The 23,726-nt window shown below is 62.1% G+C and carries 21 protein-coding genes; 7 read left to right on the top strand and 14 right to left on the bottom strand.

Annotated features, from left to right (window positions below; all coding sequences use genetic code 11):
* The first annotated feature begins 178 nt into the window (after positions 1-178).
* The gene (locus K7431_RS27880) at positions 179-2,134 is read left to right on the top strand and encodes a pilus assembly protein TadG-related protein (RefSeq protein ID WP_012722015.1); all 1,956 of its coding nucleotides are present in this window, start codon (positions 179-181) and stop codon (positions 2,132-2,134) included.
* On the opposite strand, the gene K7431_RS27875 is transcribed toward K7431_RS27880, so the two are convergent.
* A complete protein-coding gene (locus K7431_RS27875; protein ID WP_012722016.1) occupies positions 2,119-4,857 on the bottom strand; it encodes a PAS domain-containing sensor histidine kinase in 2,739 nt (912 codons plus the stop codon). The two genes, K7431_RS27880 and K7431_RS27875, sit on opposite strands and share 16 nt — an antisense overlap.
* Positions 4,854-5,297 (bottom strand): TadE/TadG family type IV pilus assembly protein, encoded by a 444-nt coding sequence (locus K7431_RS27870; RefSeq protein ID WP_012722017.1) that lies wholly within the window; start codon positions 5,295-5,297, stop codon positions 4,854-4,856. Before K7431_RS27870 ends, K7431_RS27875 begins: the two co-directional genes overlap by 4 nt.
* A gap of 72 nt (positions 5,298-5,369) precedes the next feature.
* Here K7431_RS27870 and K7431_RS27865 point away from each other — a divergent pair, with 72 nt between their 5' ends.
* Both K7431_RS27865 and K7431_RS27860 read left to right on the top strand, forming a co-directional pair.
* The gene (locus K7431_RS27865) at positions 5,370-5,819 is read left to right on the top strand and encodes a prepilin peptidase (RefSeq protein ID WP_012722018.1); all 450 of its coding nucleotides are present in this window, start codon (positions 5,370-5,372) and stop codon (positions 5,817-5,819) included.
* A 126-nt stretch (positions 5,820-5,945) separates the two neighbouring features.
* Entirely contained in the window at positions 5,946-6,734 is a 789-nt protein-coding gene (locus tag K7431_RS27860) for a response regulator transcription factor (protein ID WP_012722019.1), read from the top strand.
* Between the two features lie 12 nt (positions 6,735-6,746).
* On the opposite strand, the gene K7431_RS27855 is transcribed toward K7431_RS27860, so the two are convergent.
* The 8 genes from K7431_RS27855 to cpaB are packed head-to-tail and all read right to left on the bottom strand — an operon-like array spanning position 6,747 to position 14,188.
* Complete coding sequence (locus tag K7431_RS27855; RefSeq protein WP_012722020.1) at positions 6,747-7,016, bottom strand: DUF3613 domain-containing protein; 270 nt, start codon at positions 7,014-7,016, stop codon at positions 6,747-6,749.
* Positions 7,017-7,019: 3 nt separating this feature from the next.
* Positions 7,020-7,760 (bottom strand): tetratricopeptide repeat protein, encoded by a 741-nt coding sequence (locus K7431_RS27850; RefSeq protein ID WP_043204726.1) that lies wholly within the window; start codon positions 7,758-7,760, stop codon positions 7,020-7,022.
* 10 nt (positions 7,761-7,770) lie between these two features.
* Complete coding sequence (locus K7431_RS27845) at positions 7,771-8,658, bottom strand: type II secretion system F family protein (protein WP_043204728.1); 888 nt, start codon at positions 8,656-8,658, stop codon at positions 7,771-7,773.
* A gap of 1 nt (position 8,659) precedes the next feature.
* Positions 8,660-9,541, bottom strand: coding sequence for a type II secretion system F family protein (locus K7431_RS27840; protein WP_043204730.1), 882 nt, complete (start codon positions 9,539-9,541; stop codon positions 8,660-8,662).
* Positions 9,542-9,551: 10 nt separating this feature from the next.
* Positions 9,552-10,823: a CpaF family protein gene (locus K7431_RS27835; RefSeq protein WP_012722024.1), complete on the bottom strand. Its 1,272-nt coding sequence runs from the start codon at positions 10,821-10,823 to the stop codon at positions 9,552-9,554.
* Positions 10,820-12,013: a hypothetical protein gene (locus K7431_RS27830; protein ID WP_012722025.1), complete on the bottom strand. Its 1,194-nt coding sequence runs from the start codon at positions 12,011-12,013 to the stop codon at positions 10,820-10,822. The genes K7431_RS27835 and K7431_RS27830 overlap by 4 nt, the downstream gene beginning before the upstream one ends.
* Positions 12,010-13,227, bottom strand: a complete 1,218-nt coding sequence (locus K7431_RS27825; RefSeq protein ID WP_012722026.1) for a type II and III secretion system protein family protein — start codon at positions 13,225-13,227, stop codon at positions 12,010-12,012. The genes K7431_RS27830 and K7431_RS27825 overlap by 4 nt, the downstream gene beginning before the upstream one ends.
* Before the next feature lie 19 nt (positions 13,228-13,246).
* Entirely contained in the window at positions 13,247-14,188 is a 942-nt protein-coding gene (cpaB, locus tag K7431_RS27820; protein WP_012722027.1) for a Flp pilus assembly protein CpaB, read from the bottom strand.
* 342 nt (positions 14,189-14,530) lie between these two features.
* Between cpaB and K7431_RS27815 the strand changes: the two genes are divergently transcribed.
* Together K7431_RS27815 and K7431_RS27810 are read left to right on the top strand one after the other, a co-directional pair.
* Positions 14,531-14,722, top strand: a complete 192-nt coding sequence (locus K7431_RS27815) for a Flp family type IVb pilin (protein WP_012722028.1) — start codon at positions 14,531-14,533, stop codon at positions 14,720-14,722.
* Between the two features lie 58 nt (positions 14,723-14,780).
* Positions 14,781-15,197 (top strand): response regulator, encoded by a 417-nt coding sequence (locus K7431_RS27810; RefSeq protein ID WP_012722029.1) that lies wholly within the window; start codon positions 14,781-14,783, stop codon positions 15,195-15,197.
* A gap of 220 nt (positions 15,198-15,417) precedes the next feature.
* Here the strand turns inward: K7431_RS27810 and K7431_RS27805 are convergent, their stop codons facing one another.
* From K7431_RS27805 to K7431_RS27790, 4 genes are all read right to left on the bottom strand, one after another.
* On the bottom strand, positions 15,418-17,100 hold the full coding sequence (locus K7431_RS27805; protein ID WP_043204732.1) for a ShlB/FhaC/HecB family hemolysin secretion/activation protein: 1,683 nt from the start codon (positions 17,098-17,100) through the stop codon (positions 15,418-15,420).
* Between the two features lie 186 nt (positions 17,101-17,286).
* Positions 17,287-18,771: a collagen-like triple helix repeat-containing protein gene (locus K7431_RS27800; RefSeq protein WP_012722031.1), complete on the bottom strand. Its 1,485-nt coding sequence runs from the start codon at positions 18,769-18,771 to the stop codon at positions 17,287-17,289.
* A gap of 303 nt (positions 18,772-19,074) precedes the next feature.
* Complete coding sequence (locus K7431_RS27795) at positions 19,075-19,923, bottom strand: MaoC family dehydratase (protein ID WP_012722032.1); 849 nt, start codon at positions 19,921-19,923, stop codon at positions 19,075-19,077.
* Between the two features lie 2 nt (positions 19,924-19,925).
* The gene (locus tag K7431_RS27790; protein WP_012722033.1) at positions 19,926-21,269 is read right to left on the bottom strand and encodes a 3-oxoacyl-ACP reductase; all 1,344 of its coding nucleotides are present in this window, start codon (positions 21,267-21,269) and stop codon (positions 19,926-19,928) included.
* A 114-nt stretch (positions 21,270-21,383) separates the two neighbouring features.
* Here K7431_RS27790 and K7431_RS27785 point away from each other — a divergent pair, with 114 nt between their 5' ends.
* Positions 21,384-22,661, top strand: a complete 1,278-nt coding sequence (locus K7431_RS27785) for an acetyl-CoA C-acetyltransferase (protein WP_012722034.1) — start codon at positions 21,384-21,386, stop codon at positions 22,659-22,661.
* Positions 22,662-22,795: 134 nt separating this feature from the next.
* Complete coding sequence (locus tag K7431_RS27780; protein ID WP_012722035.1) at positions 22,796-23,695, top strand: PA4780 family RIO1-like protein kinase; 900 nt, start codon at positions 22,796-22,798, stop codon at positions 23,693-23,695.
* Positions 23,696-23,726 lie beyond the last annotated feature (31 nt).

Raw genomic sequence — 23,726 nt, 5'->3', positions numbered from 1 at the left:
CCCCGATAGCGGTGTATCAGTAACAGCTGAGCTGGCTGACACTCCGCTATCGGGAGCAAGCCCCCTCCCACATGGGTTCTCTGCCAGCCTTCAACCCCTTTAATCGTTCCTGTGGCGACTGGCCAGCCTTTGTCTACACTCCAAGCAACTACGGAGAGTAAGCGCTAAGGAGTGCCTGATGTCTCCCCGACTTCGTTCCAGGCAGCGCGGTGCGATTGGCTTGATGGCAGCGGGCACCCTGGCGGTGGCGCTGGTCTTCATGCTACTGGTGGTGGACAGCGGCCGCCTGTACATGGAAAAGCGCAAGTTGCAGTCCATCGCCGACACTTCGGCCCTGGAAGCCGCCGGTCGTGGCGGCCTGTGCAGCCCCACCACCACCGCGAACGACTACGCCAAGGAAAACGCCACGCGCAATGGCTTCACCGTGGTCGCCGGCGACAACAGTCGTGGCCTGGTCGTGACCTGCGGCCTATTAACGACCAATGCCAACAGCGTGCGTGTGTTTACCCCTGACGCGACCAAAAACGATGCCGTACGCGTGGTTGCCACGCGCAGCGTGATGACCAGCATTGCCACGGGTATCTGGAGCATGTTCAGCGGCGCCCCGGTTTCCAGCCAGATGATGCTGAGTGCGACCGCCGTGGCCGCGTATGCGCCGCCAGTGGCGCAGCTGACGATTCGCAGCAGCCTGGCGGCAGTGAACTCCGCCAACTCCCCTCTGCTGAACGTGGTCATCGGTAATTTGTTGGGCGGTAGTCTGTCCCTGACGGCTGCGGGGTGGAATGGTCTGCTTGGGACGAACGTGAACCTGCTCGGCTACTTGGACCAGTTGGCGATTCAATTGAACGTCAAGGCGGGGGACTATGATGCGCTGCTGAGCACCGCCGTATCCGCCAGCCAGTTGATCGACGCAGCAGTGAAGGTCCTGCAAAAAAATGGTGCGGTCGCCACGGCGGTCATCAACGATGTGATTACATTGAAAGCCATCGCTGCGAATACGCAGTTGTTGACGGTTGGAGATCTGCTGAAGGTCGCCACCGGCACTCCGGCCGCCGCCTTGAATACTAATGTGCAGTTGTTTCAATTGCTGCAGACCGTGGCGCAACTGTCCAGTAGCAAGAGTGCGGTGAGTGCAGCCGCTCAGTTGAGCATTCCATTGATAGGAAACGTGACGGTCCAGACCAAAGTGATTGCCCCCCCACAAATGTCGGCTATTGGTAATCCTGCAAAGGCCAAAGCGGGTTTGTTGAAGACCCCACAGGCGGATCAGATTTTTGTGCGTACGGCGCAAGTCCGTACGCTGGTGTCTATTCAGTTGCCCGTGCTCAATGGGCTGAATGATTTGACGTCTGCGGTTTCCGCCTTGACTACTCCGGTAACCGGGGTGGTCAATAACCTTTTGCACCTGAATCTTGTGGGCCTGCTGGATCCACTTCTGTGCCTGGTATTGAAGCCTTGTGATCATACGGATGTGCAGTTGCTGAGCGGTTTGGACATCAACATTGAAGTGGCCAGCGCGAAGGCTTATGTCTCTGATTTCAGTTGTGCAAGCAGCGCAACGAAATCTCTCACCGTTCAGGCGAGTACAGCGCTGGTGGATGTGTCGGTCGGAAAAGTCGATCCGGTGCAGGCATTCACCTCGGCAGTGGCGACCACTGTTCAGCCAGTCGCTCTCGTTGATATTGGCGTACAGACATGCACGGGGATTTTCGGGTGTGCCCCGCGCAAGGCCGGGGTCGGTGGCAGCTTATTGTTATCGGTTGTACACGCGACGGTCGGGGGTAACACTCAAAGCATGACTTTTTTACCGGTCAACGAAATGAATCTGGCACCCACCTATCAATCAGTGGCTCCCGCATCAAACGTGGTTGGAAGTCTAGTCAACACATTGGGCGGCATTCAGGTGACGTACGTTCCTCCTCCTGGAAATCCAGCGAGCGGGCCATTGTCTGGCGTCTCAAGTTTGCTCGCGACCATTACCAATACATTGATAACGGCGGTCAAAAACGTTCTGTCGCCGGTGCTGGACCCGATTGTGAACGGATTACTGGGGGCGCTCGGTATCACTGCTGGCAACGCCGAAGTCGGCGCCAACCTCAGCTGCCATATGGGTCGCGCCTACCTGGTGATCTGATCCACCGGCAGCTCCACACAAAAGCGTGCCCCTGCCGGCCCATTGACGACGCTCAAGCGTCCGCCCATGTTCTCCACAATCCCGTAACTCACCGACAACCCCAACCCCGTGCCCACGCCGATCGGTTTGGTGGTGAAGAAAGGCTCGAAAATCCGCTCGATCAACCGGGGGTCGATCCCGCCGCCGTTGTCTTCCACCCAGAGCCGCACATGTCGGCTGTCATGTTCGCAATGCAGTGCGATCCACGGGCGGAACGCCGGGTCCTTTTCGTGTTTGCTCAACAACGCGTCACGGGCATTGACCATCAGGTTGATCAGCACCTGCTCAAGCTGGTCGACATGACCTTTGACCTGCACCGTAAAGTCCGCCGGGGTGACGCGCACGTCCACACCTTTACCGCGCAGCCCTTCGCCCAGCAGCGACAGCGTGCCTTCCACCGCCTGTGACGGGTCGAAGGGCTGTTGTTCGATTTCCGAGCGGCGGCCAAACACGCGCATATGGTCCACCACCCGCGCCGCCCGCTGTACCTGGGCGTCGATGCGCTGCAGTTTTTCGGTGAGGTAGTCGGTCTGCGCATCACCGTTGCCCAGGCGCTTGAGCACATTGACGATGGCCATGCGCATCACGTTGAGTGGCTGGTTGATTTCATGGGCCAGGCCCGTGGCCATTTCGCCCAAGGTGGCCATCTTGGCGCTCTGGGTCAGTTGCTGCTGGGAGCGACGCACTTCGGTGTTGTCGCGGCCCACCGCTTGCACTTCCACCAGCACGCCTTGTTCGTCAAATACGCCACGGTCCGACCACACCCACCAGGCATGTTCGCGGCCGGGCAATTCCAGGCTGATCTCGGCGGTGCTGACCGGGAATTCCGGGGTCAACTGGCTGATGCGCTGCACAAAGGCCTGGCGCTGTTCATCCGACAGCCAATGGCCCAGGTTCAACCCCGGCAGTTGTGCAGGCAGGCACTCCAGGTAGTTGGCCAGCGGCGTGTTGCCGAAGGTCAGGGTCAGGTCCGGGCGATAGCGGCAGATCATCGCCGGCGAGTCTTCAACCAAGATGCGGTAGCGCTCTTCGCTCTGCTTGATCTGCTCGGCGGCCAGGGTCGCCTCGGTGACATCCAGCCACAGGCCGACGGCTTCTAGCGGCAACCCGAGGTCGTCGCGCAGTAATTTGGCTTCATCCAGCAGCCAATGGTAGTGGCCCTGTTTGTCGCGCAGGCGGTAGCGGCTGCGCACGGCGCCTTCGCGCAGGAGTCGGCGGGTACGTTCAAAGTAAAGGTCGCGGTCTTCGGGGTGGATCAATGATGCCAGGCTGTCGTGGTTGCAGTCGTCCAGCGTCCAGCCCAACAGCGGCAGCAGGCTGTCACTGAAAAACGCCGGGTGCAGGGCGCCGCTGACATAGCGCTGCACATAGATCACCGCCGGTGAACTGGCGATGAGGTTATCCAGGCGCGCATGGGCGGCAGCGGCTTGCAGTTGCTGGTTTTTGATGTCGCTGATGTCGAGCATGAAACCGACCCAGCGTCGCTGATCGCCCATCCCCAGCACGTGGCCCTGCAGGCGGTACCAGAGGGGGTTGTGCTCGGTGTCGGTGCGTTGCAGGCGCACGCTGGTCAGCAGTGGTTTGTCGAGGGTTTGCAGGTCGTGCAGGCGGCTGGTGAGTGCCTGGCGATCGGCGGGGTGAATCTGTTCCAGCCATACACCCAGCGCCTGGCGAGTCGGGCCGTCCTCCAGGCTGAGGCTGTGCTGTAGCTGCGGGGCCAGCTGGATTTCCTGGGTGGCGGGCAGCAGTTCCCACCAGCCGGTGCCGAGCAGGCCTTGCAGGGCGTCCATGCGGTCGAGCTGTTGGTGATCGCGTTGCTCGCGCAAGCGGCTCAGCAGCGGGGCGGCGAGGGCGGCAGTCAGGTTCAGCCATTCCCGGTCGCGGGTGTGTTGCTGGCCATTGTAGAGGCCGCAGAGCAACCAGGCGGCGACGCCCTGACTATCGCGATAGGGCACCAGGAACCCGTCGGCGTTGCCGAAAATACCGTTCAGGCTTGGGTGTTCGCGGCGCGCCTGGGCCAGGCTCAATGGCGCGCTGCCATTGGCGCTGTCCAGCAGGGTGCCCAGGTGCTGGCCGGTCTGCCACAAGGCGGGCGCGTCGTGGGCGGTGTAGTGGCTGTAGATCCGCCAGCCTTGGTCTTCTGCATCGAACAACGCCAGGGCCACACAGGGGATCTGCCAGTGCTGGGCCAGGTTGCGCAGGTGCTCGTTGAACACCTCGGGCAAGCGACTGAGGCTGCACAGCTGCAGTTGCTCGCTCATCCGGCTGATGAGTTGATGGTTCTGCTCGCGGTGCTGGGCCAATTGCCGGTCGGCGAGCAAGTCTCCCACGTCGAGCAGGCGCAGGCTCCAGCCATCACCTTCGGGTTCGACCCAGCCACGGGTGTGCAGCACCTGGCCGGTCGTGCTCTGGAAGTCCAGGTCCAGGCTCTGGTGTTGCCAGTCTGCGGGGCGGCCTTCGACACTCAAGGCGCTGCCGGCACACAGCAGTTCACGCAGCAGCGGCGGGGTCTCACCCATCCCGGGCGTCGCGAGCTGTGGGCGCAGGGTACCGCTGATACTCAGCACGTGGCCTTGAGGGTCCAGTTGCAGGTGCAGCCCTGGCACGGACACGCCGGGTGTGTCGAGGGGCGGGGCGCCGGTGCGGCCGAGCAGGCGCCCGAACAGGTTATCCCCCGAGGTCAAAACTGAAGACTCGAACGCGCGGACAGGTTGGCCGGCAGATTCGGCACTGTGCCGATGCCCGGCACCACCAGTACCGGGAACACGGAATAGAGGAGGTTGGTGGGGTAGCTGATCGTGACGTTCAGTGTGGTGCCGGTGTAAGTCGCGCTGACGAAATCACGTGAAAATTGAAAACTGGTGGGGATCCAGTCCAACTGGGTCATGACCGTGTCTTTGGCGCGCTCGGTGACTTTCGTAGGATAGGTGTCTGCGGCGGCCACCGGGTCCACCGCCATGGCCTGACGCACGGCCTCCAATGCCGCTTGGTTGAAGGACTGCATCAGCAGCAACGGCAGGGTATAGCTGATCAACCCATAGAACACTGCAAAAAAGATCCCGAAGACCAGGGCGAACTCTATCGCCGCAGCTCCTTTTTGTTTTCTGGGGAGGCTTGTTTTCATGACTGCGTCTACCCTGACGGCTACTACTTGATATCAGCATAGAATCATTCAGCGGAAAGGGATGTTTTTTACGTGATCCATGGCGTGGTGATAGTGCTCTGGCTGGGGCTCTGTGCGTTGCAGGATGGGCGTCAACGGCAAATCTCCAACGGCTTGACGCTGGGTGTGGCGCTGCTGGCGTTGCTCTACTTGGCGTGGATGGGCACTACCTGGTTGGGTGCGCCCGCCAGCGAAGGAGGCTGGGCCTTTGCCGTGGCGCTGCTGCTGACGTTGCCCGGTTATGCGCTGGGCCGTTTTGGCGCGGGGGACGTGAAGCTGTTGGCCGCCTTGGCCCTGGCCAGCACGCTGGATGCGGTGTTGTGGTCGCTGATCGGTGCCGCGCTGTTCCTGGGCGGCTGGGGGCTTATCAGTCAAAGGCTTAGCGCGCGTCGGCTAACCCCGGTTACTGAAGCGTCAAAAAAACAGCCGTTTGCTCCGTTTGTACTGACAGGGTTTGCGCTGTACTGGTTTTGGATCCACTAATCGCACAAGGCCTCTATCGATGTGTACAGAGTCGAAAAGTAGGTCTACGTTTATTGAATGAGAGTCTAGGATTCTTCGTCAAAAGGGATCGGTCAATCTTTTGGCTTGCCAGGCATGGAGTAGCGCGTGAACAAGCTAACCTCAGCGGTAAAGGTGCTCGTGGTCGACGATCAGCCGTTGATCGTGGAAGAGCTCTGCGAATTTCTCGAAAGCAGTGGTTACCGTTGCGTGCCGTGTGAGTCCAGCCGACATGCGTTGCAGCGCTTCAGCGAAGAGGCCGAGATCGGCCTGGTGCTGTGCGACCTGCACATGCCGGACATGGATGGCATCGAGTTGGTGCAGGCCATGCAAAAAGTCGCCGGCAAGCAGCGGGCGTTCGAGGCGATCATGCTCACTGGTCGTTCCGACAAACAGGACGTGATCAAGGCCCTGCGCGCGGGGATCTCGGATTACTACCAGAAACCGATCAACCTTGATGAATTGCTCGAAGGCGTGCAGCGCCAGGAAGCGGCGTTGGAAGAGCGGCAAAAAGAGCTGCAGCTGGGGCACCTGAACCTGAAGCTGCAATACCTCTCAGAATCCATCAATGACCTGTACCAGGACCTCGACAAAGTGCGCCGTAGCCCCGGCGCCGGCGTGGCGGATGAGGGCGAGCCGGTTTCCGAAGACGCCGGGCCGATGGAGATCCCGACCATTTTCAACCAGCTGTCGCCGCGCCAGCTGGACGTTGCGCGCCTGGTGGGCAAGGGCCAGACCAACTACCAGATCGCCTGTGAACTGGGGATCACCGAAAACACGGTCAAGCTCTACGTGTCCCAGGTGTTGCGCCTGACCCATATGCATAACCGCACGCAGTTGGCACTGGCGCTGTCGCCGAATACCTCGGCGATGCGCCAACGGGTGACGGCGCACTGACGCGCCAGGGTGTTATTGACTGTTCCCACCTTTAGACGACCCACCGGACGGCGATTCAAAAAACTCCGGGATCGGATGTTTGTGACTGTCCAGCCAGCGCTGCAAGGCCTGCTCGCGTTCTGCGGGCGTGGTCCTTTGCGGCGTGGGTGAAGCGGCACGGCCATTGATCTGCAAGGCCATCCAGTTTTCAGTTTCCGCTTGCTGCGGTGACGACGGGCCCGGTTCGATGGCCAGTGCGCTCAGCGGGAGCAGCGCCAGGCCGACAAGGTAATGTACTTTCATCGATCACTCCTCACTTGATAGCCACCGTATGGCATCGCTGACCACGGCGATTTTGCGCGCCGGCGCACTGGGGCTTGGGCTTGGGCTGGGGCTTGGACCCTTGAGTTTTTCCGCGCGGGCCTGGGCATCGGTGACCTGCTCGGGGCTCAGGCCCAATTGGCTGGCCACCTTTGCCGCTTGCCCCCAGTTGTCCTGATAAATCAGCAAGGTCACCAGGTTGACGGCCGCCAGCGGGTCGCTTTGCTTGAGCTCGATGGCGGTCATGAATTCAAAGCGCGCGTCTTCCATGCGCAACTGGTTGAGGTACACCACGCCCAGGTCATTGCGGATTTTTTCGTCGGTGGGCGCCAACTGCGCCGCCCGTTGCATATGCGCCATGGCCTGGCCGTTGTCGCCCCTGGCTGCCGCCAATTGCCCCAGGCCGTGCTCGCCTTCGGCGTTCATGCAGGTACCGAGCAGGCTGCGGTACAACGGCTCGGCCTCGCTGCGCCCGAGCAGGCGGTAGTTGCGGGCCTTGCGCTGGCGCACCTGGGGAAAGGCCTCGGGCAGGCTTTGCAGGTTGGCCAGGCTGGCGTGCAGCTTGCCTTCGTTGGCCAGGTCATCGGACAGGTTGAGTGCCAGTTCCTGGTCCGAACTCGGCTTGGTGCAACTGTTGGATGAGGTCAACGCCGCCCAGGGTGATTGGCCATTGGTGGCGCAGCCGCCGAGCATCAGCAGGGCCAGGCCGGCAATCAGTGCTTTCATCAACGACTCCTTAAAAGTGACTCAACGCGCGGGCGATGCCGATAAAGGCCGGGCCGCCGAGCACGATCAGCAAAGCAGGGAACAAGAACACCATCATCACCACCGACATTTTTGCCGACATCTTCGAAATGTATTCCTGCAGGCGGGTCAGGCGTCGGTCGTCGAGCAGTTGCTTGAGGGCCAGCAGGGACTTCATCGCGCCGCCGCCCTGCTGGATCAATTGCTGGAGGATGATGCAGGTGTCGGTGAACTCATCCACCTCCAGCACGTGGACGGTCTTGCCCAGTTCCTCACCCAGCTCCAGGCCGGAATCGACCCGCGCCAGGATCAGGCGCAGTTCGTGCGTGAGGTGGGGGAGTAAACGCTGGGCCTCGTTGCCCAATACACGCAGCGATTGCTCAACCGCCATGCCTGACTCGAACAGAATGCGCAGCAGCGGAATGAAGGTGGAAATTTCTTTGGCGATGGCTTGCTGGCGATGTTTGGCGGCCGCCGCAAGCACGCGTTTTGGCAGCAGGTAGCCGATGCCCAGGGCAAACATCGGGGCAATCCAGGCGGGGTCCGCATGCGGGAACAACAGTTGCTGGCCGAGGAGGGTCAAGCCCAATAACACGATGGGCGTACCGATCTGGAAGGCTGCAAACAGCGAGCGTTGGCTGGACTTGCGCCAGCCAACCCGATTGAGCAGGGCCTGGGTCTCGTTGTCCAGGCTGACCGAGCGCTGGGCCAGCGAGCTTGCGCCCAGTTGGCGGATGAGCGTGCCGAGTCTGTTATCGCTGACCATCTTGCCTTGCAAGCGCTCAGCGACCCGCCGTTCGCGGCGGCGATGCTCGAGCAATTGCCCGCCCACCAATACCGCTGCGGCGAGCAACAACAAAGCGCAGGCCAGAAGCGCCATCTCAGACACTCCTCAGCATGCGCCACATGATAAAGGTGCCGCCGAGGTCCATTGCCAGCGCGCCGAAGAGCATGATGCGCCCCGTGCCGTCGTGCCACATGTTCATCAAGTAGCCGGGGTTGACCACCAGGAAGTAGCCCACGATCAGCACCGGCAGACCGCCCAGCACATAGGCGGTCATGCGTGTTTCGCCGGTCATGGCCTTGAGTTGACGGGCACCCTGTTCCCGCTCGCGAATCATTTTGATCAGGTTTTCCAGCAGCTCGCTGGCGTTGCCGCCGTAGCGGTGGTTGACCTTCAGGCCAAGGGCGAACAGGCGGAACTCGTCCTGTTCGTAGAACTCGGCGAAGTCGCTGACCGAATCCGGCAGGCTGACGCCCATGCGCACATTGCGTTGCACGCGGCCCATGGCGTCCCTGAGTGGGTTTTCAATGCTCTCGACCCCGCCCAGTACGGCGTCTGCCAGGGTTCTGCCGGACTTGAGGCTGCGCACGCTATGGTCCAACAACTGCGGCAGTTGCTCGACCATGCGCTGCACGCGTTGTTGATAACGCCAGGCGATAAACACGCGCAATGCCAGGGGCGGCCCCACGATCATGGCGATCAGGCCCAGCCCGTCGGCGAGCAGCCAACCCAGCAGCGCACCGATCACCCAGGCGCTCGCCCACAGGCCCAGGCGGTCTGTGGGTTTGCCCAGCCCGGCACGCTGGAACATGCGCTCGAGGCCCGTCCATGTGGTCGTGGTTTCCTGTGCCTCGGGCTGGCCGTTGCCGAGGCGCTCCAGCACACGGGCCGTCTGGGCCTTGCGCAGGCCATGGTGAAACTGCCAGAACGACAGACCAATCAGCAGCAGGCAGATAAGCAACAACACAGGTCCTGTCATCAAGCGCCCCCTATGACTGCAACGCCGATTCGCGACGCAGCTTGTCGCCGGCCGGGTTGAGCGCTTCGCGCAGGAAACCGAAGCCGGTGCGCCGATCCAGACGGAACAGCGTATTGGTGACATACACGTCATCGCGCACGCCGACCACTTCCACCACCTCGCTTACGCAGCGGCGGCCATCGGGCATACGCGTCAGTTGAATAATCACGTCCAGCGCGGCGCAAATCATCTGGCGCAGGGTTTTTTCCGCGATCACACGGCCGGTCAGGCCGACCAGGGTTTCCAGGCGCAGCAACGCATCCTGGGCATTGTTGGCGTGCACGGTGCTCATGGAGCCGTCGTGGCCAGTGTTCATCGCCGTCATCACATCGAGCACTTCCACGCCACGGATTTCGCCGAGGATGATGCGGTCCGGGCGCATCCGCAGGGCGTTGCGGATCAGGTCGCTGGACCTGACCTCGCCGTGACCTTCGGCATTCGGCGGGCGGGTTTCCAGGCGGACCACGTGGGGGTGGCCCAATTGCAACTCGGCGACGTCTTCGATGGTCACCAAGCGCTCGTGGGGGTTGATCAGTTGGCTGAGGATATTCAGCAACGTGGTCTTGCCGGTACCCGTGCCGCCGCTGATCAGGATATTGCAGCGCTTGCCCACGGCCTCCTGGAAGAACTCGAAAATGCTCTGGTCGATGGTCTGCATGGCGACCAGGTCGCTGCTCTTGAGCATGTCCTTGCGGAATTTTCGAATCGACAGGCATGGCCCGTCGAGGGCAATCGGCGGGATGATCGCGTTGACCCGGCTGCCGTCGGGCAGCCGTGCATCCACCATCGGCGACGACTCATCCAGACGGCGGCCCAGCGGCGCGAGGATGCGCTGCATCACGCGTTCCACGTGATGGTCGTCGATGAAGCGCAGGTCACTTTGGTGCAGCAGGCCGTCGCGCTCGATAAACACCCGGTGCGGCCCGTTGACCAGGATCTCAGTCACAGAAGGGTCACGCAGCAGCACTTCCAGCGGGCCGAACCCGGTGAGTTCGTCGACGATCTCTTCGGCCAGGCGCTCCATTTCATAGCGCGAGATCGCCAGGCGCATGCGCGTGATGTACTCGGAGACCTTGTCGATGACAAATTGCGCCAGAGACTGGCGTGTGCCTTCGAGCAGGTTCTTACCCGACTCCTCGATGGCGTCGATGATGTAGCGATGCAGCACCAGTTTCAGGCCATCGTGATCGCTGTTGCCTCCGGCGCTGCGGGCCGGGCCGCCAAACAGTTTTTCGCCGTTCATCGTCCCGACCCCAGGATGCGTTCAAACCAGCGCATGGAAGGTTTTGCCAGGCCCTCGGAGCGTTTTGCCAGGCGCTCGCCCAAGGCGCGCACGGCTTGGGTCAAGGGCTCACGGGGGGCCAGGACGAACAAGGTCTGGCCCTGATTCTTTACGTTCAGGCGCAGTTCGGCACTCAGGGGCAGCACGGCGACGCATTCGAGGCCGAAGCTTTTTTCCAGGGCCTCGGTGTCCGGGGCACAGGCCTTGATGTAGCGGTCCACCACCAGTTTGGCGTGGTCGAGTTTCATGCCTTTATCGCGCCAGCGACTGAGCACCGCAAGGTTGCGGCGACAGTCCAGCACGTTCTGGTCGGTGCACCACAGCAGTTTGTCGCAGTGGCTGACAAAGGTGCGCAGCGCTTCGCTGTCCGGCTGCCCGGTGATGTTCACGACGATGTGCTGGAAGTGTTGGCGCAGTGCGCTGAGCAACATGAACAACTCGGCGGCGCTGGTCAGTTTGAGCGGCTCGTCACCGGTGGCGTACGCCAGGATGCGCAGGCCATCCAGCGCCGTGGTGAAGGCGCTGTTGATCAACGTGGTATCGAGGCGACGCAGATGCCGCAACGCATCGCCGAAATTGAACGTGCTCTCCAGGCCCAGCAAGGCCAGGCTATCACTGCGCGGCAGGCCCAGGTCGAGCAGCAGGGTTTGCTGCCCGCTTTTCTGCACCACCAGTGCCAAGTGCGTCGCCAGCATGGCGCCATCGGCGTTGCTCTGGGTGCCAAACAGCACGGTCAGACCGCCCAGCTGCGCATTGTGGGCGACGGTTGGCAGGCGCTTGCTCAGGCGGCGCACCAGGCCCGCCACTTCGCTGGAGCGTGAGCCGTAGGCCACGAAGTCGCGGGCGCCGGCCCGCATGGCGTTCAGGACAAGCTGGTTGTCCATGCCATCGCCGAGGGCGACCACCGCGAGCATCGGTTTGGCCTCCAGGGCACCTTCGATCAGCGCGCTCTGGGTGACCACGTTTTCCCGGTCGAGGCCGACAAACACCAGGCTGGCGAACGTCACGTCCACCAGCGCCAGCAACTCGTCCAGGCTGCCGGTGCCGACGCTGACGACCTGGCCAAGGGGCGCCAGGGCGCCCTGCAGCCACTCCAGGTCGGTGGCGTTGCGGGTGATGGCGAGGAAGGTCTGGCTCAGGCTATCGCTCATTGGGAAAGTCCACTGCGACGGTCGAAATTACCGTTTTCCAAGAAGAACAGCCGGAACCAGTTCGGGTCGTAACTGCGCAGTTTCTCGCCGGGCAACGAGGGCAGTTGGGCGTTGGCGGCCAACGGCTGCACCAGGTGCGGCGTGACGATCATCAGCAGTTCTTTCTCTTCGCGGCTGATATTGGAATCGCGGAAAAACGCCCCCAGGATCGGGATATCGCCCAGCCCTGGAAACTTGCTGATCGTGGAGCGGTTGTTGGTGCTGATCAGGCCGCTGATCACAAAACTTTCGCCATCGGCCAGGGACACGCTAGTGTCGGTGCGGCGCACGGTGAGTGCCGGCACCTGGATGCCCTGGATGATGACGGCGTTGCTGTAGTCCAGCTCGCTGACTTCCGGCGCCACCTTGAGGGTGATGCGGTTGCGGTCAATCACCGTGGGGGTCAGGGTCAGGCGAATGCCGAACTCCTTGTACTCAATGGAGATGGTGTCGCTGCCGGCGCTGGGCACCGGGACGGGCACCTCGCCGCCGGCCAGGAAGGAGGCACTCTGGCCGCTCATGGCCACCAGGCTGGGGCGCGCCAGGGTGTAGGCAAAGCCGCTGCGTTCCAACGCGTTGATCATGGCCGAGACCCGGCCGCCGCCAAAACCGACGTTGAAGCTGTCAGTGCTCACCGGCAATTTGAAGACCCCCTCCGAGGGTGACAGCAGGTTGGGGCTGCCGAGGAAAAAGTTTTTGCCGGTGCCTAACAGTCGGGTGCTCGCCTCCTTGAGCTTGGTGCGGCTGACTTCCACAAAGCGGATGTCGGTCTGCACCTGGCTGGGCAGCAGGGGATCTTCCGACGGCGACAGCGACAGGCTGGTCAGCGCCGAAGTGGCCCTGCCCTTGACGAACACCATGCTTTGACGCGGCGTGCTCGCGCAGGCGGTCCATACCATCAGGCTGGTGGCGCCGGACGCGACCCCGGTGAGCAGGAAATGACGGTCGCCGTTGACCCGCACGTCGGCGATTTTAGGGTCACCGATGGCCAGGCGGGTGATTGCCACCGGCGATTGCAGCTCCTGTTGCAAGCCTTCTCCCACCTCGACCACGGCCGGCAACTGGCCCAGGGCGCTGCAGTTGCCCGGTGCAGCCAGGGCCATGCCGACGGGCAGGCTCGAGAGCATCAGGGCCCAAGCCATGTGCATGAACAGGGGTGCGTAGCGCTGGCTCATTCAAGGCATCCTTGCTCGATCACGGAGTTTGTGGCGCCCCTTGGGCACCGCGAATCACTTCAATGCCTCGGCGCACGCTCGGTTCGCCACCGGCTGGCGCGATGCGTTTGGGCGGGCCGGTCAGGGCCAGCTGGGTGAATTGGTAGAGATCGCGGTTGGCGCTTTCCATCTTCTGCGGTGCTTCGCTCTCGCCGGCCCAGTAGCGGCTGAGCAGGTGTTCCTCGGCGCTGCGTACGGCCAGGCGCAGGGTGCCGGCTTGAGCCGCGAGCATCAGGCGGCTTAACAGTGGCTCCGGTACGGCGAGCACCACGGTACGTGCGGCGGCTCGACGTTGGGCGGCCTGGGCGCGTTCTTCAACCGTGACCGGTGGTGGCACCGCGGGCAGGCCATCGTTGGCCAAGCCCATCTGGTCGCCGACGCTGAGCAGGCGCATGGCCGGAAGCACGATCTGGGCCGACTGTTCGGCATTACTGGCATCCTGGCGCAGGAACAACAGCACATCCACGTAATCGCCGGGGGTCAATTGGCCGGCGGCGCCGATCACTTCATCCACGGCCACCGCCAGTGCACGCTCGTCGGGGCGAATCATGCGAGCGAGCGGGCCGCCGCCGGTAAAGCTGTCTTCGGTGAGCCAGGTGCCTGCGCCAAGCGCGCGCAGCGGCATGCGGCCGATGGCCTGGTCGAGCTGAGTGAGGCTGCCGACGGGCACGGTGCGCAGTCTTTCCACGACCAGGTCGGCAGCGGTCAGCGCACGGTAGGCAGGCACGTCATGCACCAGGACCACCACCGGTTGGCGGGTCTGGTCTTCGGCGGCAGCGATGGTTTTTTCAACGGAAACGACAGGTGCGGCAGGGACTGCGACAGGCTCTGGTGCGCGGCTCAACACTAAACCCCAGTACCCGGCGATCAATGCCCCGATCAGCAACAAGCCGGCCAGGACCATGCTGATGCGACTGTTCATGACGGCTCTCCCTTTCCCGTTGCACTGCACGCCCGTGTAATCCCAACGGGTTAATCCGCAACCTGGCTGTGATGAACATCTAACGATTTGGCTATTTGAAGGTAGCTCAGCTAGGACGAAATGCCATTACCCCGGGAAAAATTTATCGAAACTATAATCCGGACTCTAAAAGTGCCCCTTTAAATGGCGGGATGCCTGGCGTCGACTTTTCGACTAATACTTTGTGATTAATCCGTTCTTACAGTTGTGAGGCTGAGGTTTGTTGACAATGCTCTAGTGGCACGCCGCGGACATCGTGCTAGAGCCGTACCGGCTCTTAGTGGCGTTTTAGGGAGAAGTCTTATGTTCCTTGACCTGATGTTGAAGCTTTATGTTCAGACACAACTATTCTTTCAGCGCAAAGAGGGGGCGTCTGGGATCGAGTACGCGATTATCGTAGCGATGGTTGCACTGGTGATCGTCGGTGCCGGCTCAGGGCTTGGAACTAAGATCAAATCCATTTTCGATAGCGTTGCGACCAAAATGACAACTTGATAGTCCGCTGAAAAATGTGGAAACCCCTAATCAAAGTTTCTCCAGTTCAGGTACTGCCATGAGCGTTTATCCGCCTTCCCGCCAACAAATTCTTTTGGTGGACGACGAAGAGGACGCGCTGATCGAACTCGCCGAATCCCTCGAACACGAGGGATTTGTCTGTTTTACCGCCACCTCCGTCACCTTCGCGCTGCAAGAATTGACACTCCATCCTGATATTGCCCTGGTCATCACCGACCTGCGCATGCCCGAGGAAAGCGGCATCTCCTTGATCAAGCGCTTGCGCGAACACACCTCGCGTTCTCACCTGCCGGTGATTGTGATGTCCGGCCATGCCGAAATGGATGACGTAAGCGACATGCTGCGCCTGCAGGTGCTGGACCTGTTTCGCAAGCCGATCTACCTGGTACGGCTCATCGACACCTTGAACAGCCTGTTTCCCCTCTCCACCCCCACCCTTAAGCGAACTCTGTAGTGAGCGGGCTTGTCCCGCGCTGGGTGGCGAAGCCGCCCCAAACCCAGGCGACTCAGTTCTAACCAAGGAGAACACAGTGCTCCAGGAGATGGGGCGGCGAAGCCGCCCTAAGACCAGGCGACTCAATTCTAACCAAGGAGACCCAGTGCTCCAGGAGATGGGGTGGCTTCGCCGCCCAGCGCGGGCGGTGCGACGATTCGACAAGCCCGCTCACTACACATCAGAGTTGGTAGCTGAAACTCAATGAGTACCGTGGCCGTCGATCGAAGCTGTCCAGTGCCACGTCCGACATCGGCTTGGCGACTTCCAGCGCGACGTTGTAGTACTTGGCATCGCCAAAGCGCAGCCCCACCGCCGCCGATGACATGTCGTTGCCCTTGACCGGCAGGTCGTTGAACCAGGTCTTGGCGCGGTCGAGCACCACGTAGGGTTGCAGGATCCTCACCCAATCGCCCGCGCGGTTGTAGCTGTAGTTGACCTCGTAGGCCGCGCCCCAGCCTTTGTCGCCCGTGCCCTGGTCATCGGGGTAGCCGCGCCCGAAGCTTTGCCCGCCGAAGGTCGCGCGCTCGCTGTCGGGCAGGTTGTCGTTGCTCCAGTAGAGCGCGCCGGACAGCACGCCTTGCCAGTTATCGAAGAGTTTGTTGCTCTGCACGCCGGACAGGCGCAGGCGGAAGAAGTCGAGGTCGGGCTTTAGGCCACCGAAGTCCGTATGGGTCTTGGCGCCCATGCCATTGATGCCTTGGTACACGCCGCCGCTGATGATGCGCAGTTGGGTGGTGTCAGCTTTACGCCAGTCCCCTTCGAAGGCCAGGGCGCGCAGGTTGGTTTGCAGCTCAAAGCGCTGGGGGAAACCTTCCAGTGTGTAACGGTTGGTCTGGTCGACGGCGTAGAGGCGCGTACCGAGGCTCAGCGACTCGCTGGGCGAGGCGATAAAGGGGTGGCTGACGCCTATGGAGTAACGGTCGATCTGCTGGTGCGGCTTGAGTTCAAGGCCGTCGCCTAACTGCAGGCGGGTGCTTGGGTCCGCGCGGTAGCGTTCCCCCGAGAGTGCAAGCTGGGTGCCTTCAGCGTTGATGAACTGGCTGTAGGAGGCGCGGTAGTAATGTTCTTTGTCCTCACCCGGCGGGAACAGGCCGCTGACGCTCAGTTGTTCGCCCATCGACGTCCACGAGTTGCTGGTGCCGGTCAGCAAGGCCTGGGTACCGCCACGGCTCGCCTCGTTGAGGCTCATGCTGGTGGTGAAGGGCTTGCGGCTGGCACTGATCTGCATGTGGGTGCCGCCATCGGTGGTGCTCGGAGGCGGCACCTGGGCTTGCACGGTCACGCCTGGGATGGCGCTCATCAGCGTGGTGTAGCGCTCGAACGTCTTGCGCGTGAGCGGGCGTTCGGCCTTGAGTTTTTCCGCCAGTTTGTCGACGTAGGACGAGACCGAACCGATGTCGCCTTGCAGTTGGTAATCACGGATGTAACCCTCCACCAGCACCACATGCACCAGGCCGCCTTCGAACCGTTGTTCCGGCAGGAAGGCGTAGGACAGCAGGTAGCCGTCTTCCTGATAGCGCCGGGTGATGCTGCGGGTGGCTTCGATCAATTGCGCCAGATTGGTTTCATGACCAATCAAGGGTTCGAATACCTGGGCGACTTCTTTGAGCGGGTACACCGTGCCGCCGTCGATCTGCAGTTTACGGATGGTCACTTTGGTGTCCATCAGCAAGGGCTGCTCGGCCGTCGCCGCAGGCACCGGCACCTGGGTAGGCGTGGCGGCCGGTCGGTAGGCGTCGGCGGGCAGGTTGGGCACCGGCAGGTTGCGGATCGTGTCGTTGCTATTGAGGAAGCTGGGCAGGGTATCGGCGTGGGCGTAAGCACTGAGGGTGAGCAATAACAACGGCGTCAAAGCGCGCATAGGACACTCCATGGTCAATACTGCAGCGGCGTTTCGCAGATGCCCGCCGGGCTCTGGGGGCGCGGTTCGGAGGCTTTTACGGATCGATCATTGATCCATAAAAAAAGACGAGAGACTTAGTGGGTCTCTCGTCTCAACCAAGCGTAGGCGCTGTAGGTGAGGCCGTCTAATCGGCCAGGTGCAATTCTATTTTTTGCCGCCCAGGCCACCCAACAGCCCGCCCAGAAGACCACCGCTTGCGCTTGCGCCAGCACCGGCAGAGGCGCCAGCGCCTACATTCAGGCCACCCGCGAGCAAACCGCCGCCGGTATTGGTGCCGCCAGTGACCAGGCCGCCGATCGACGCCACGGTGCCACCCACGGCGGTCACGGTACCGCCCAGGGCGTTGGTGACCGGGTTGGCGTTGGTGCCGCTGATGTTGCCGCCCAGGTTGCTGACCGCACCGCCGACACGGGTGACCAGGCCGTTGGCCGGAGCACCGAGGCCAGTGGCACCGCCGATGTTTTGAGTCAGGCTCTGTACGCCGCTGGTGACAGGGTTGAGTGCATTGCCGATCGGGCCGGTCAGCCCGGCGACCGGAATGCTGGTTTTAGTGCTGGGTGTGCCGCCACCGAGGGCCGCCACGGTGGTGCCCGCCTTGACGCCGGTAACGCCCGCCGCGCTGATCACGCCATTGGTGCTGCCCGCATCCAGGCCGCTGCCGGCTCCGGCGATCACGCCACCGATGAGTTCGGCCAGGCCGAGTTTGCCGAGGCCGCCGCCGGTACCACCGCCATTGCCGCCGCCACTGCTATCCGCATCCCGGTCGACATAACCGCTGGCCTTGCCGACCGCGGTGCCGACACCATTGAGCACATTGCCCACCGCGTCGGTCACCGGGTTGCCGGTGCCGCCGGCGTCGGCGACTTTATCACCCAGGCCGTCGACGGTATCGCCGACTTTTTTCAGCAAGCCGCCCACGGGCGAGTCAAGACCGGTCGCGGTGCCGACTTTGCCGGTGGTGTTTTCCACCAGGGACACCACAGGCACCAAGACTTTTGCGCCGACGGTGTGGGTGACCGACCCCAGTGGGCCGGTGGTGCTGGCGGTGCTTAAGGTGTCGCCGAGCATAGTCACGGCATTGCCAACCTTGCCCACCACGTTGCCGACCACGGGGGAGGCGCCGCTGACCACTGGCACTTTCCCCAGCAATGTGGCGACGTTGGCACCGGTAACGGTCACGCCATCACCCAGGTCGGAAACACCGTTGGCCACGCCGGCAACGGTTTTGCCCAGGGCGTTGCTGTCAGTGCCCAGTGAACCCAGGCCATCCGAAAGGCCGTTGCCGATGCTGTCGACGGCGTTGCCTGCCGCAGTCACCAAGTCGCCAGCCGTTTCGCCCACGATCGGCAGGCTGCCGAGGGTGGTGCCCAGACTACGGACGGTGCGGCTGAGGCGGGTCACGGTATTGCCGGCGGTGTCGACCACGGTGGCGGTGACCAGCGGCGAGGCGGTGCCGCCGGGGTTGGTGCCAGGGTCAGTGCCGCCTCCCCCCGTGCCACCGCCAGCGCCAGCATCCGAGGAGCCACCACTGTGATGCCCGCCACCCCCGCTGCTGCAGCCGCCGAGTGCCAGTGTGACTGCCAGGGCCAGCGCGGTACTTGTTTTCCAAAACACGACGTGAGTATTCATGATTGAGTTCCTCGCACCTGTACAACCTTGGTTGTCTTCAAACGCTCACTATTTCTTGGGCTAGCGATGCGTTTGTCCGTGTGGCTATAACAGTCCCGGAGGTGCGTTCTCTCAATGCTCTAGTTGGTATTAACGATTTATATAGAACCGGGATGTACCGTTTAAGTGACTAATGCCAACGGTATAAGGTGAGGATGTATCAAGATGTATATCTGTTTTTTTACAATGACTTAGAAGAAAAAAGCGGACTTCAAAAAGTCCGCTATTACCTAGGGTGTATATATACAATTCATCAGTCTTATTTCAGGCAATCGGCTGCCACTTGCCTACCATATGTTCAATCTCGCCCGCGCCTTTTAGCCACAACGCTCCGCTGGAACCGGCGGCACTCGCTAATAACGTCACTTCACTGGGCAGGCGCACGGGTTTCCTGAACTCGACGTGTATCTCCATATTGGCGGCGGGCAGGTGTTCGCCGAGGGCGGCGAGGGTGTGCGCCTTGTTCCACAGCCCGTGGGCGATGGCCTGGGGAAAGCCGAACAGCTTGGCGGTCAGGGCGCTGAGGTGGATCGGGTTGTAGTCGCCGGAGACCCGCGCATAACGGCGGCCGATATCGGCGGGCGCCTTCCTGCGGGACAGTTCGCTGACCTGGGCGGGGGAGGGTTGGGCGATATCCTCTGCCTCACCTTCCAATTTCACCCCACGGCAGAGCATGCGGCTCTCGGCTTCCCACAGCAGGCCCAGGGAATCTTCGACCGTGGTCACCAGGTCAAAGGTCGCACCCTTGGGATGAGGCTTGAGGTTCTGCGTGTGTACGCCGACAGACAATTCGCTGACACCACCGAGCGGGCGATGGACGCGGATGCGGTTACTCAGGTGAATCAGCCCCAGCAGCGGGAAGGGAAAGCTTTTATCGGTGAGTAACTGCATCTGCAGGCCGAACGCCAGGACGTGCGGATAAGTCGCCGGCAAGAGAGGGCTGTCGGCAAAACCGCAGACCTTGCGATAGGCCGCCACCTGCTTGGGGTTGATGCTCACCCGGCAGCGCAATCCGTGTTCAGGCAAGGTGCTGCCGGTGATCTTGCGTTTGAGCGCCGCGCGCCAATACAGCGGCGGCAGAAATGGCGTAGTGCCCAGCGTCTTCCATTGCATGCTTACGCTCCCAAGAGACTTTGCCCACATACCCGCAGCGCTTGCCCGCTGACCGCACCGGAACCCGGTTGGCCCAGCCACGCCACCGCTTCGGCGACGTCCTGCGGCAGGCCGCCCTGGCCCAGCGAACTCATGCGTCGCCCGGCTTCACGCAAGGCGAACGGAATATGTGCGGTCATCTGGGTTTCGATAAAACCCGGCGCCACGGCGTTGATGGTGATGCCGCGCTCTTTAAGCAGCGGCGCCCAAGCCTGTGCGAGGCCGATCAACCCCGCCTTGCTCGCCGCATAGTTGGTCTGCCCACGGTTACCGGCGATGCCGCTGATCGACGCCAGCAATACCACGCGGGCGTTGTCGTGCAGGGTGCCGCTGTCGAGCAGCGCCTGGGTCAGTACCTGTGGCGCATTGAGGTTGACCGCGAGCACCGCGTCCCAGTACTCCGGGGTCATGTTCGCCAGGGTTTTGTCACGGGTGATACCGGCGTTGTGCACCAGGATGTCCAGCCCATCGGGGAGGTGCTCGATCAATTGACGGGCGGCGTCTTCAGCACAGATATCCAGCGTGACGGTGCGTGCACCCAGGCGCGCGGCCAGGGCTTCGAGGTCGGCCTTGGCCTGAGACACGTCGAGCAGGATCACGTCGGCGCCGTCGCGGGCCAGGGTTTCAGCGATGGATGCACCAATGCCTCGTGCGGCACCGGTGACCAGCGCCTTGCGCCCGGCCAGGGGGCGCGTCCAGTCTTCGACCGGCGTGGCGCAGGCCTCCAGGCGAATCACCTGGCCAGAGATGTAGGCGCTTTTCGGTGAGAGGAAAAAGCGCAGTGCGCCTTCCAATTGGTCCTCGGCACCGTCGCCGACGTAGAGCAATTGCAACACGTCGCCATTGCGCAGCTCTTTCGCCAGAGAGCGGCTGAAACCCTCCAGGGCGCGCTGGGCGCTGGCGGCGAAGGGGTCGCTGAGGCTTTCCGGCGCACGGCCGAGGATCACCAGGTGCGCGCTGTTATCCAGGTTTTTCAGCAGCGGTTGGAAGAATTCGCGCAGCTGTTTGAGTTGATCAGTGTGTTGCAACTCGCTGGCGTCGAACACGACCGCCTTGAGTGTGGGGCCATGGCCGGGAATCCACGTCGACGTCTCGGCGCCGTAGGTGTAAATGGCGTCGGTGAGCCGGTTGGCAAATGCCTGTACCTGAGTGGCCAGCGCACCGCCGCCCAGCAGCAATGCGCCCTCCACCGGACGCAGGCGCCCGGCCTGCCAGCGTTCCAGGCGTACCGGTGACGGCAGGCCAATGGCGGCGACCAGGCGATGGCCGAGGCTTGAGTTGGCGAAGTCGATATAACGGTCAGACATGGAACGCTCTCCGAAGGCTGGGGTTCAAAGGGTGGACCACCCCGGGGTGGCAGTCGTTCGATTGAGCCTAGGCTAGGCTTGGTGATTCCACCTACAACCATCAGGGAGCTTTTCATGACTCAATTGCGCCGTGTAGCGATCATTGGCGGTAACCGCATTCCTTTCGCCCGCTCCAATGGCCCCTATGCCACGGCGAGCAACCAGGCGATGCTGACCGCCGCCCTGGAAGGCCTGATCGAGCGCTACAACCTGCACGGCCTGCGCATGGGCGAAGTGGCTGCCGGTGCGGTGCTCAAGCATTCGCGGGACTTCAACCTCACCCGTGAATGTGTGCTGGGCTCGCGTCTGTCGCCGCAAACCCCGGCCTATGATATTCAGCAGGCATGCGGCACCGGCCTGGAAGCCGCGTTGCTGGTGGCCAACAAGATCGCCCTGGGGCAGATTGAGTGCGGGATTGCCGGTGGGGTGGACACCACCTCCGACGCGCCGATCGGTGTAAATGAAGGCCTGCGCAAGCTTCTGCTGCACGCCAACCGCAGCAAGTCCATGGCGGATAAATTAAAACTGCTGTTACAACTTCGTCCCCATCACCTCAAGCCGGAACTGCCGCGTAACGGCGAACCCCGTACCGGTTTGTCCATGGGCCAGCACTGCGAGTTGATGGCGCAGACCTGGCAGATCCCCCGCGCCGAGCAGGACCAGTTGGCTCTCGAAAGCCATCAGAAAATGGCCGCGGCCTACGCCGAAGGCTGGCACAACGATTTGCTCACACCGTTTCTGGGCCTGACCCGCGACAACAACTTGCGGCCCGACCTGACCCTGGAAAAACTCGCCGCGCTCAAGCCCGCCTTCGAGCGCAGCGAAAAGGGCACGCTCACCGCCGGCAATTCCACGCCGCTCACCGATGGCGCGTCGTTGGTGCTGCTGGGCAGTGAGGCCTGGGCCCAGGCGCGTGGTTTGCCGATCCTCGCGTATTTGCGTGATGGCGAGGCGGCGGCGGTGGACTTCGTCAACGGTGCCGAAGGCCTGCTGATGGCGCCGGTGTACGCGGTGCCGCGACTGCTGGCGAGAAATGGCCTGACGCTGCAGGACTTCGATTACTACGAGATCCACGAAGCGTTCGCTGCCCAAGTTTTGTGCACGCTCAAGGCCTGGGAAGATGCGGACTACTGCAAGACGCGCCTTGGGCTGGACGCACCCTTGGGGTCCATCGACCGCAGCCGGCTGAATGTGAAGGGCAGCTCCCTGGCCGCCGGGCACCCGTTTGCCGCCACGGGTGGGCGTATCGTCGCCAACCTGGCCAAGTTGCTGGATGCGGCGGGCAAGGGCCGTGGCCTGATTTCGATCTGCGCGGCGGGTGGCCAGGGTGTTACGGCGATCATTGAGCGTTGATTGCGGCGAAAATTGGCATATTGGATGCATTCTTGAGCGGTCAGAGGTCGGTAGCCTCTCCCACCGGCGAGCCGATTGCCGTATAACGAGTGCCATACGCGTATTTGGTAATAAAGGACCCACAATAAAAGCTGATGAAGACTCCTAAACGCATTGAACCCCTGATCGAAGACGGTCTGGTCGACGAAGTGCTGCGCCCACTCATGAGTGGTAAAGAAGCAGCTGTTTATGTGGTGCGCTGCGGCAACGAATTGCGTTGCGCCAAGGTTTACAAGGAGGCGAACAAACGAAGTTTTCGTCAAGCGTCCGAATACCAGGAAGGCCGTAAGGTCCGTAACAGCCGGCAGGCCCGGGCCATGGCCAAGGGCTCCAAATTCGGTAAGAAAGAAACCGAAGATGCCTGGCAGAACGCTGAGGTGGCGGCGTTGTTCCGCCTGGCCGGTGCGGGCGTTCGCGTGCCCAAGCCGTACGACTTCCTTGAAGGCGTGCTGCTGATGGAACTGGTGGCCGACGAGTACGGTGACGCGGCGCCGCGTCTGAATGACGTGACACTGGAGCCGGACCAGGCGCGTGAATACCACGCCTTCCTGATTTCCCAGATCGTGCTGATGCTGTGTACCGGCCTGGTGCACGGTGACTTGTCCGAGTTCAACGTGCTGCTTACGCCAACGGGCCCGGTGATCATCGACCTGCCCCAGGCGGTGGATGCGGCGGGCAATAACCACGCGTTCAACATGCTGGAGCGGGACGTGGGCAACATGGCTTCCTACTTCGGGCGTTTTGCCCCAGAGTTGAAGGCGACCAAGTACGCCAAGGAAATGTGGGCCCTGTACGAAGCCGGCACCCTGCACCCAGCCAGCGTCTTGACCGGCGAGTTCGACGAGCCGGAAGAGTTGGCGGACGTCGGCGGTGTGATCCGCGAGATCGAAGCGGCGCGGCTGGATGAAGAGCGCCGCCAGGCGATTCGTGCTGCCGATGATGCGCCTCCGAGCAAGGTGCCGGACGAGCCCCCGCCGCCGCCTTGGATGCAGTGATGTCCAGATAAGTGGAGATCAAAAATGTGGG

It is taken from the genome of Pseudomonas fluorescens group sp., assembly GCF_020093335.1.
In the GTDB taxonomy this organism is placed as follows: domain Bacteria; phylum Pseudomonadota; class Gammaproteobacteria; order Pseudomonadales; family Pseudomonadaceae; genus Aquipseudomonas; species Aquipseudomonas petroselini.
Note: the sequence above shows the minus strand (reverse complement) of the source record. Positions and strands in the feature narration are given on the sequence as shown.

What these genes read in the sequence shown, in the direction of transcription:
- K7431_RS27840 (WP_043204730.1), bottom strand. Translation starts at nt 9,541, where the DNA reads ATGACAGGACCTGTGTTGTTGCTTATCTGCCTGCTGCTGATTGGTCTG.
- K7431_RS27790 (WP_012722033.1), bottom strand. Translation starts at nt 21,269, where the DNA reads ATGTCTGACCGTTATATCGACTTCGCCAACTCAAGCCTCGGCCATCGC.
- K7431_RS27835 (WP_012722024.1), bottom strand. Translation starts at nt 10,823, where the DNA reads ATGAACGGCGAAAAACTGTTTGGCGGCCCGGCCCGCAGCGCCGGAGGC.
- K7431_RS27855 (WP_012722020.1), bottom strand. Translation starts at nt 7,016, where the DNA reads ATGAAAGTACATTACCTTGTCGGCCTGGCGCTGCTCCCGCTGAGCGCA.
- K7431_RS27845 (WP_043204728.1), bottom strand. Translation starts at nt 8,658, where the DNA reads ATGGCGCTTCTGGCCTGCGCTTTGTTGTTGCTCGCCGCAGCGGTATTG.
- K7431_RS27810 (WP_012722029.1), top strand. Translation starts at nt 14,781, where the DNA reads ATGAGCGTTTATCCGCCTTCCCGCCAACAAATTCTTTTGGTGGACGAC.
- K7431_RS27780 (WP_012722035.1), top strand. Translation starts at nt 22,796, where the DNA reads ATGAAGACTCCTAAACGCATTGAACCCCTGATCGAAGACGGTCTGGTC.
- K7431_RS27800 (WP_012722031.1), bottom strand. Translation starts at nt 18,771, where the DNA reads ATGAATACTCACGTCGTGTTTTGGAAAACAAGTACCGCGCTGGCCCTG.
- K7431_RS27815 (WP_012722028.1), top strand. Translation starts at nt 14,531, where the DNA reads ATGTTCCTTGACCTGATGTTGAAGCTTTATGTTCAGACACAACTATTC.
- K7431_RS27795 (WP_012722032.1), bottom strand. Translation starts at nt 19,923, where the DNA reads ATGCAATGGAAGACGCTGGGCACTACGCCATTTCTGCCGCCGCTGTAT.
- K7431_RS27830 (WP_012722025.1), bottom strand. Translation starts at nt 12,013, where the DNA reads ATGAGCGATAGCCTGAGCCAGACCTTCCTCGCCATCACCCGCAACGCC.
- cpaB (WP_012722027.1), bottom strand. Translation starts at nt 14,188, where the DNA reads ATGAACAGTCGCATCAGCATGGTCCTGGCCGGCTTGTTGCTGATCGGG.
- K7431_RS27785 (WP_012722034.1), top strand. Translation starts at nt 21,384, where the DNA reads ATGACTCAATTGCGCCGTGTAGCGATCATTGGCGGTAACCGCATTCCT.
- K7431_RS27870 (WP_012722017.1), bottom strand. Translation starts at nt 5,297, where the DNA reads ATGAAAACAAGCCTCCCCAGAAAACAAAAAGGAGCTGCGGCGATAGAG.
- K7431_RS27880 (WP_012722015.1), top strand. Translation starts at nt 179, where the DNA reads ATGTCTCCCCGACTTCGTTCCAGGCAGCGCGGTGCGATTGGCTTGATG.
- K7431_RS27850 (WP_043204726.1), bottom strand. Translation starts at nt 7,760, where the DNA reads ATGAAAGCACTGATTGCCGGCCTGGCCCTGCTGATGCTCGGCGGCTGC.
- K7431_RS27805 (WP_043204732.1), bottom strand. Translation starts at nt 17,100, where the DNA reads ATGCGCGCTTTGACGCCGTTGTTATTGCTCACCCTCAGTGCTTACGCC.
- K7431_RS27825 (WP_012722026.1), bottom strand. Translation starts at nt 13,227, where the DNA reads ATGAGCCAGCGCTACGCACCCCTGTTCATGCACATGGCTTGGGCCCTG.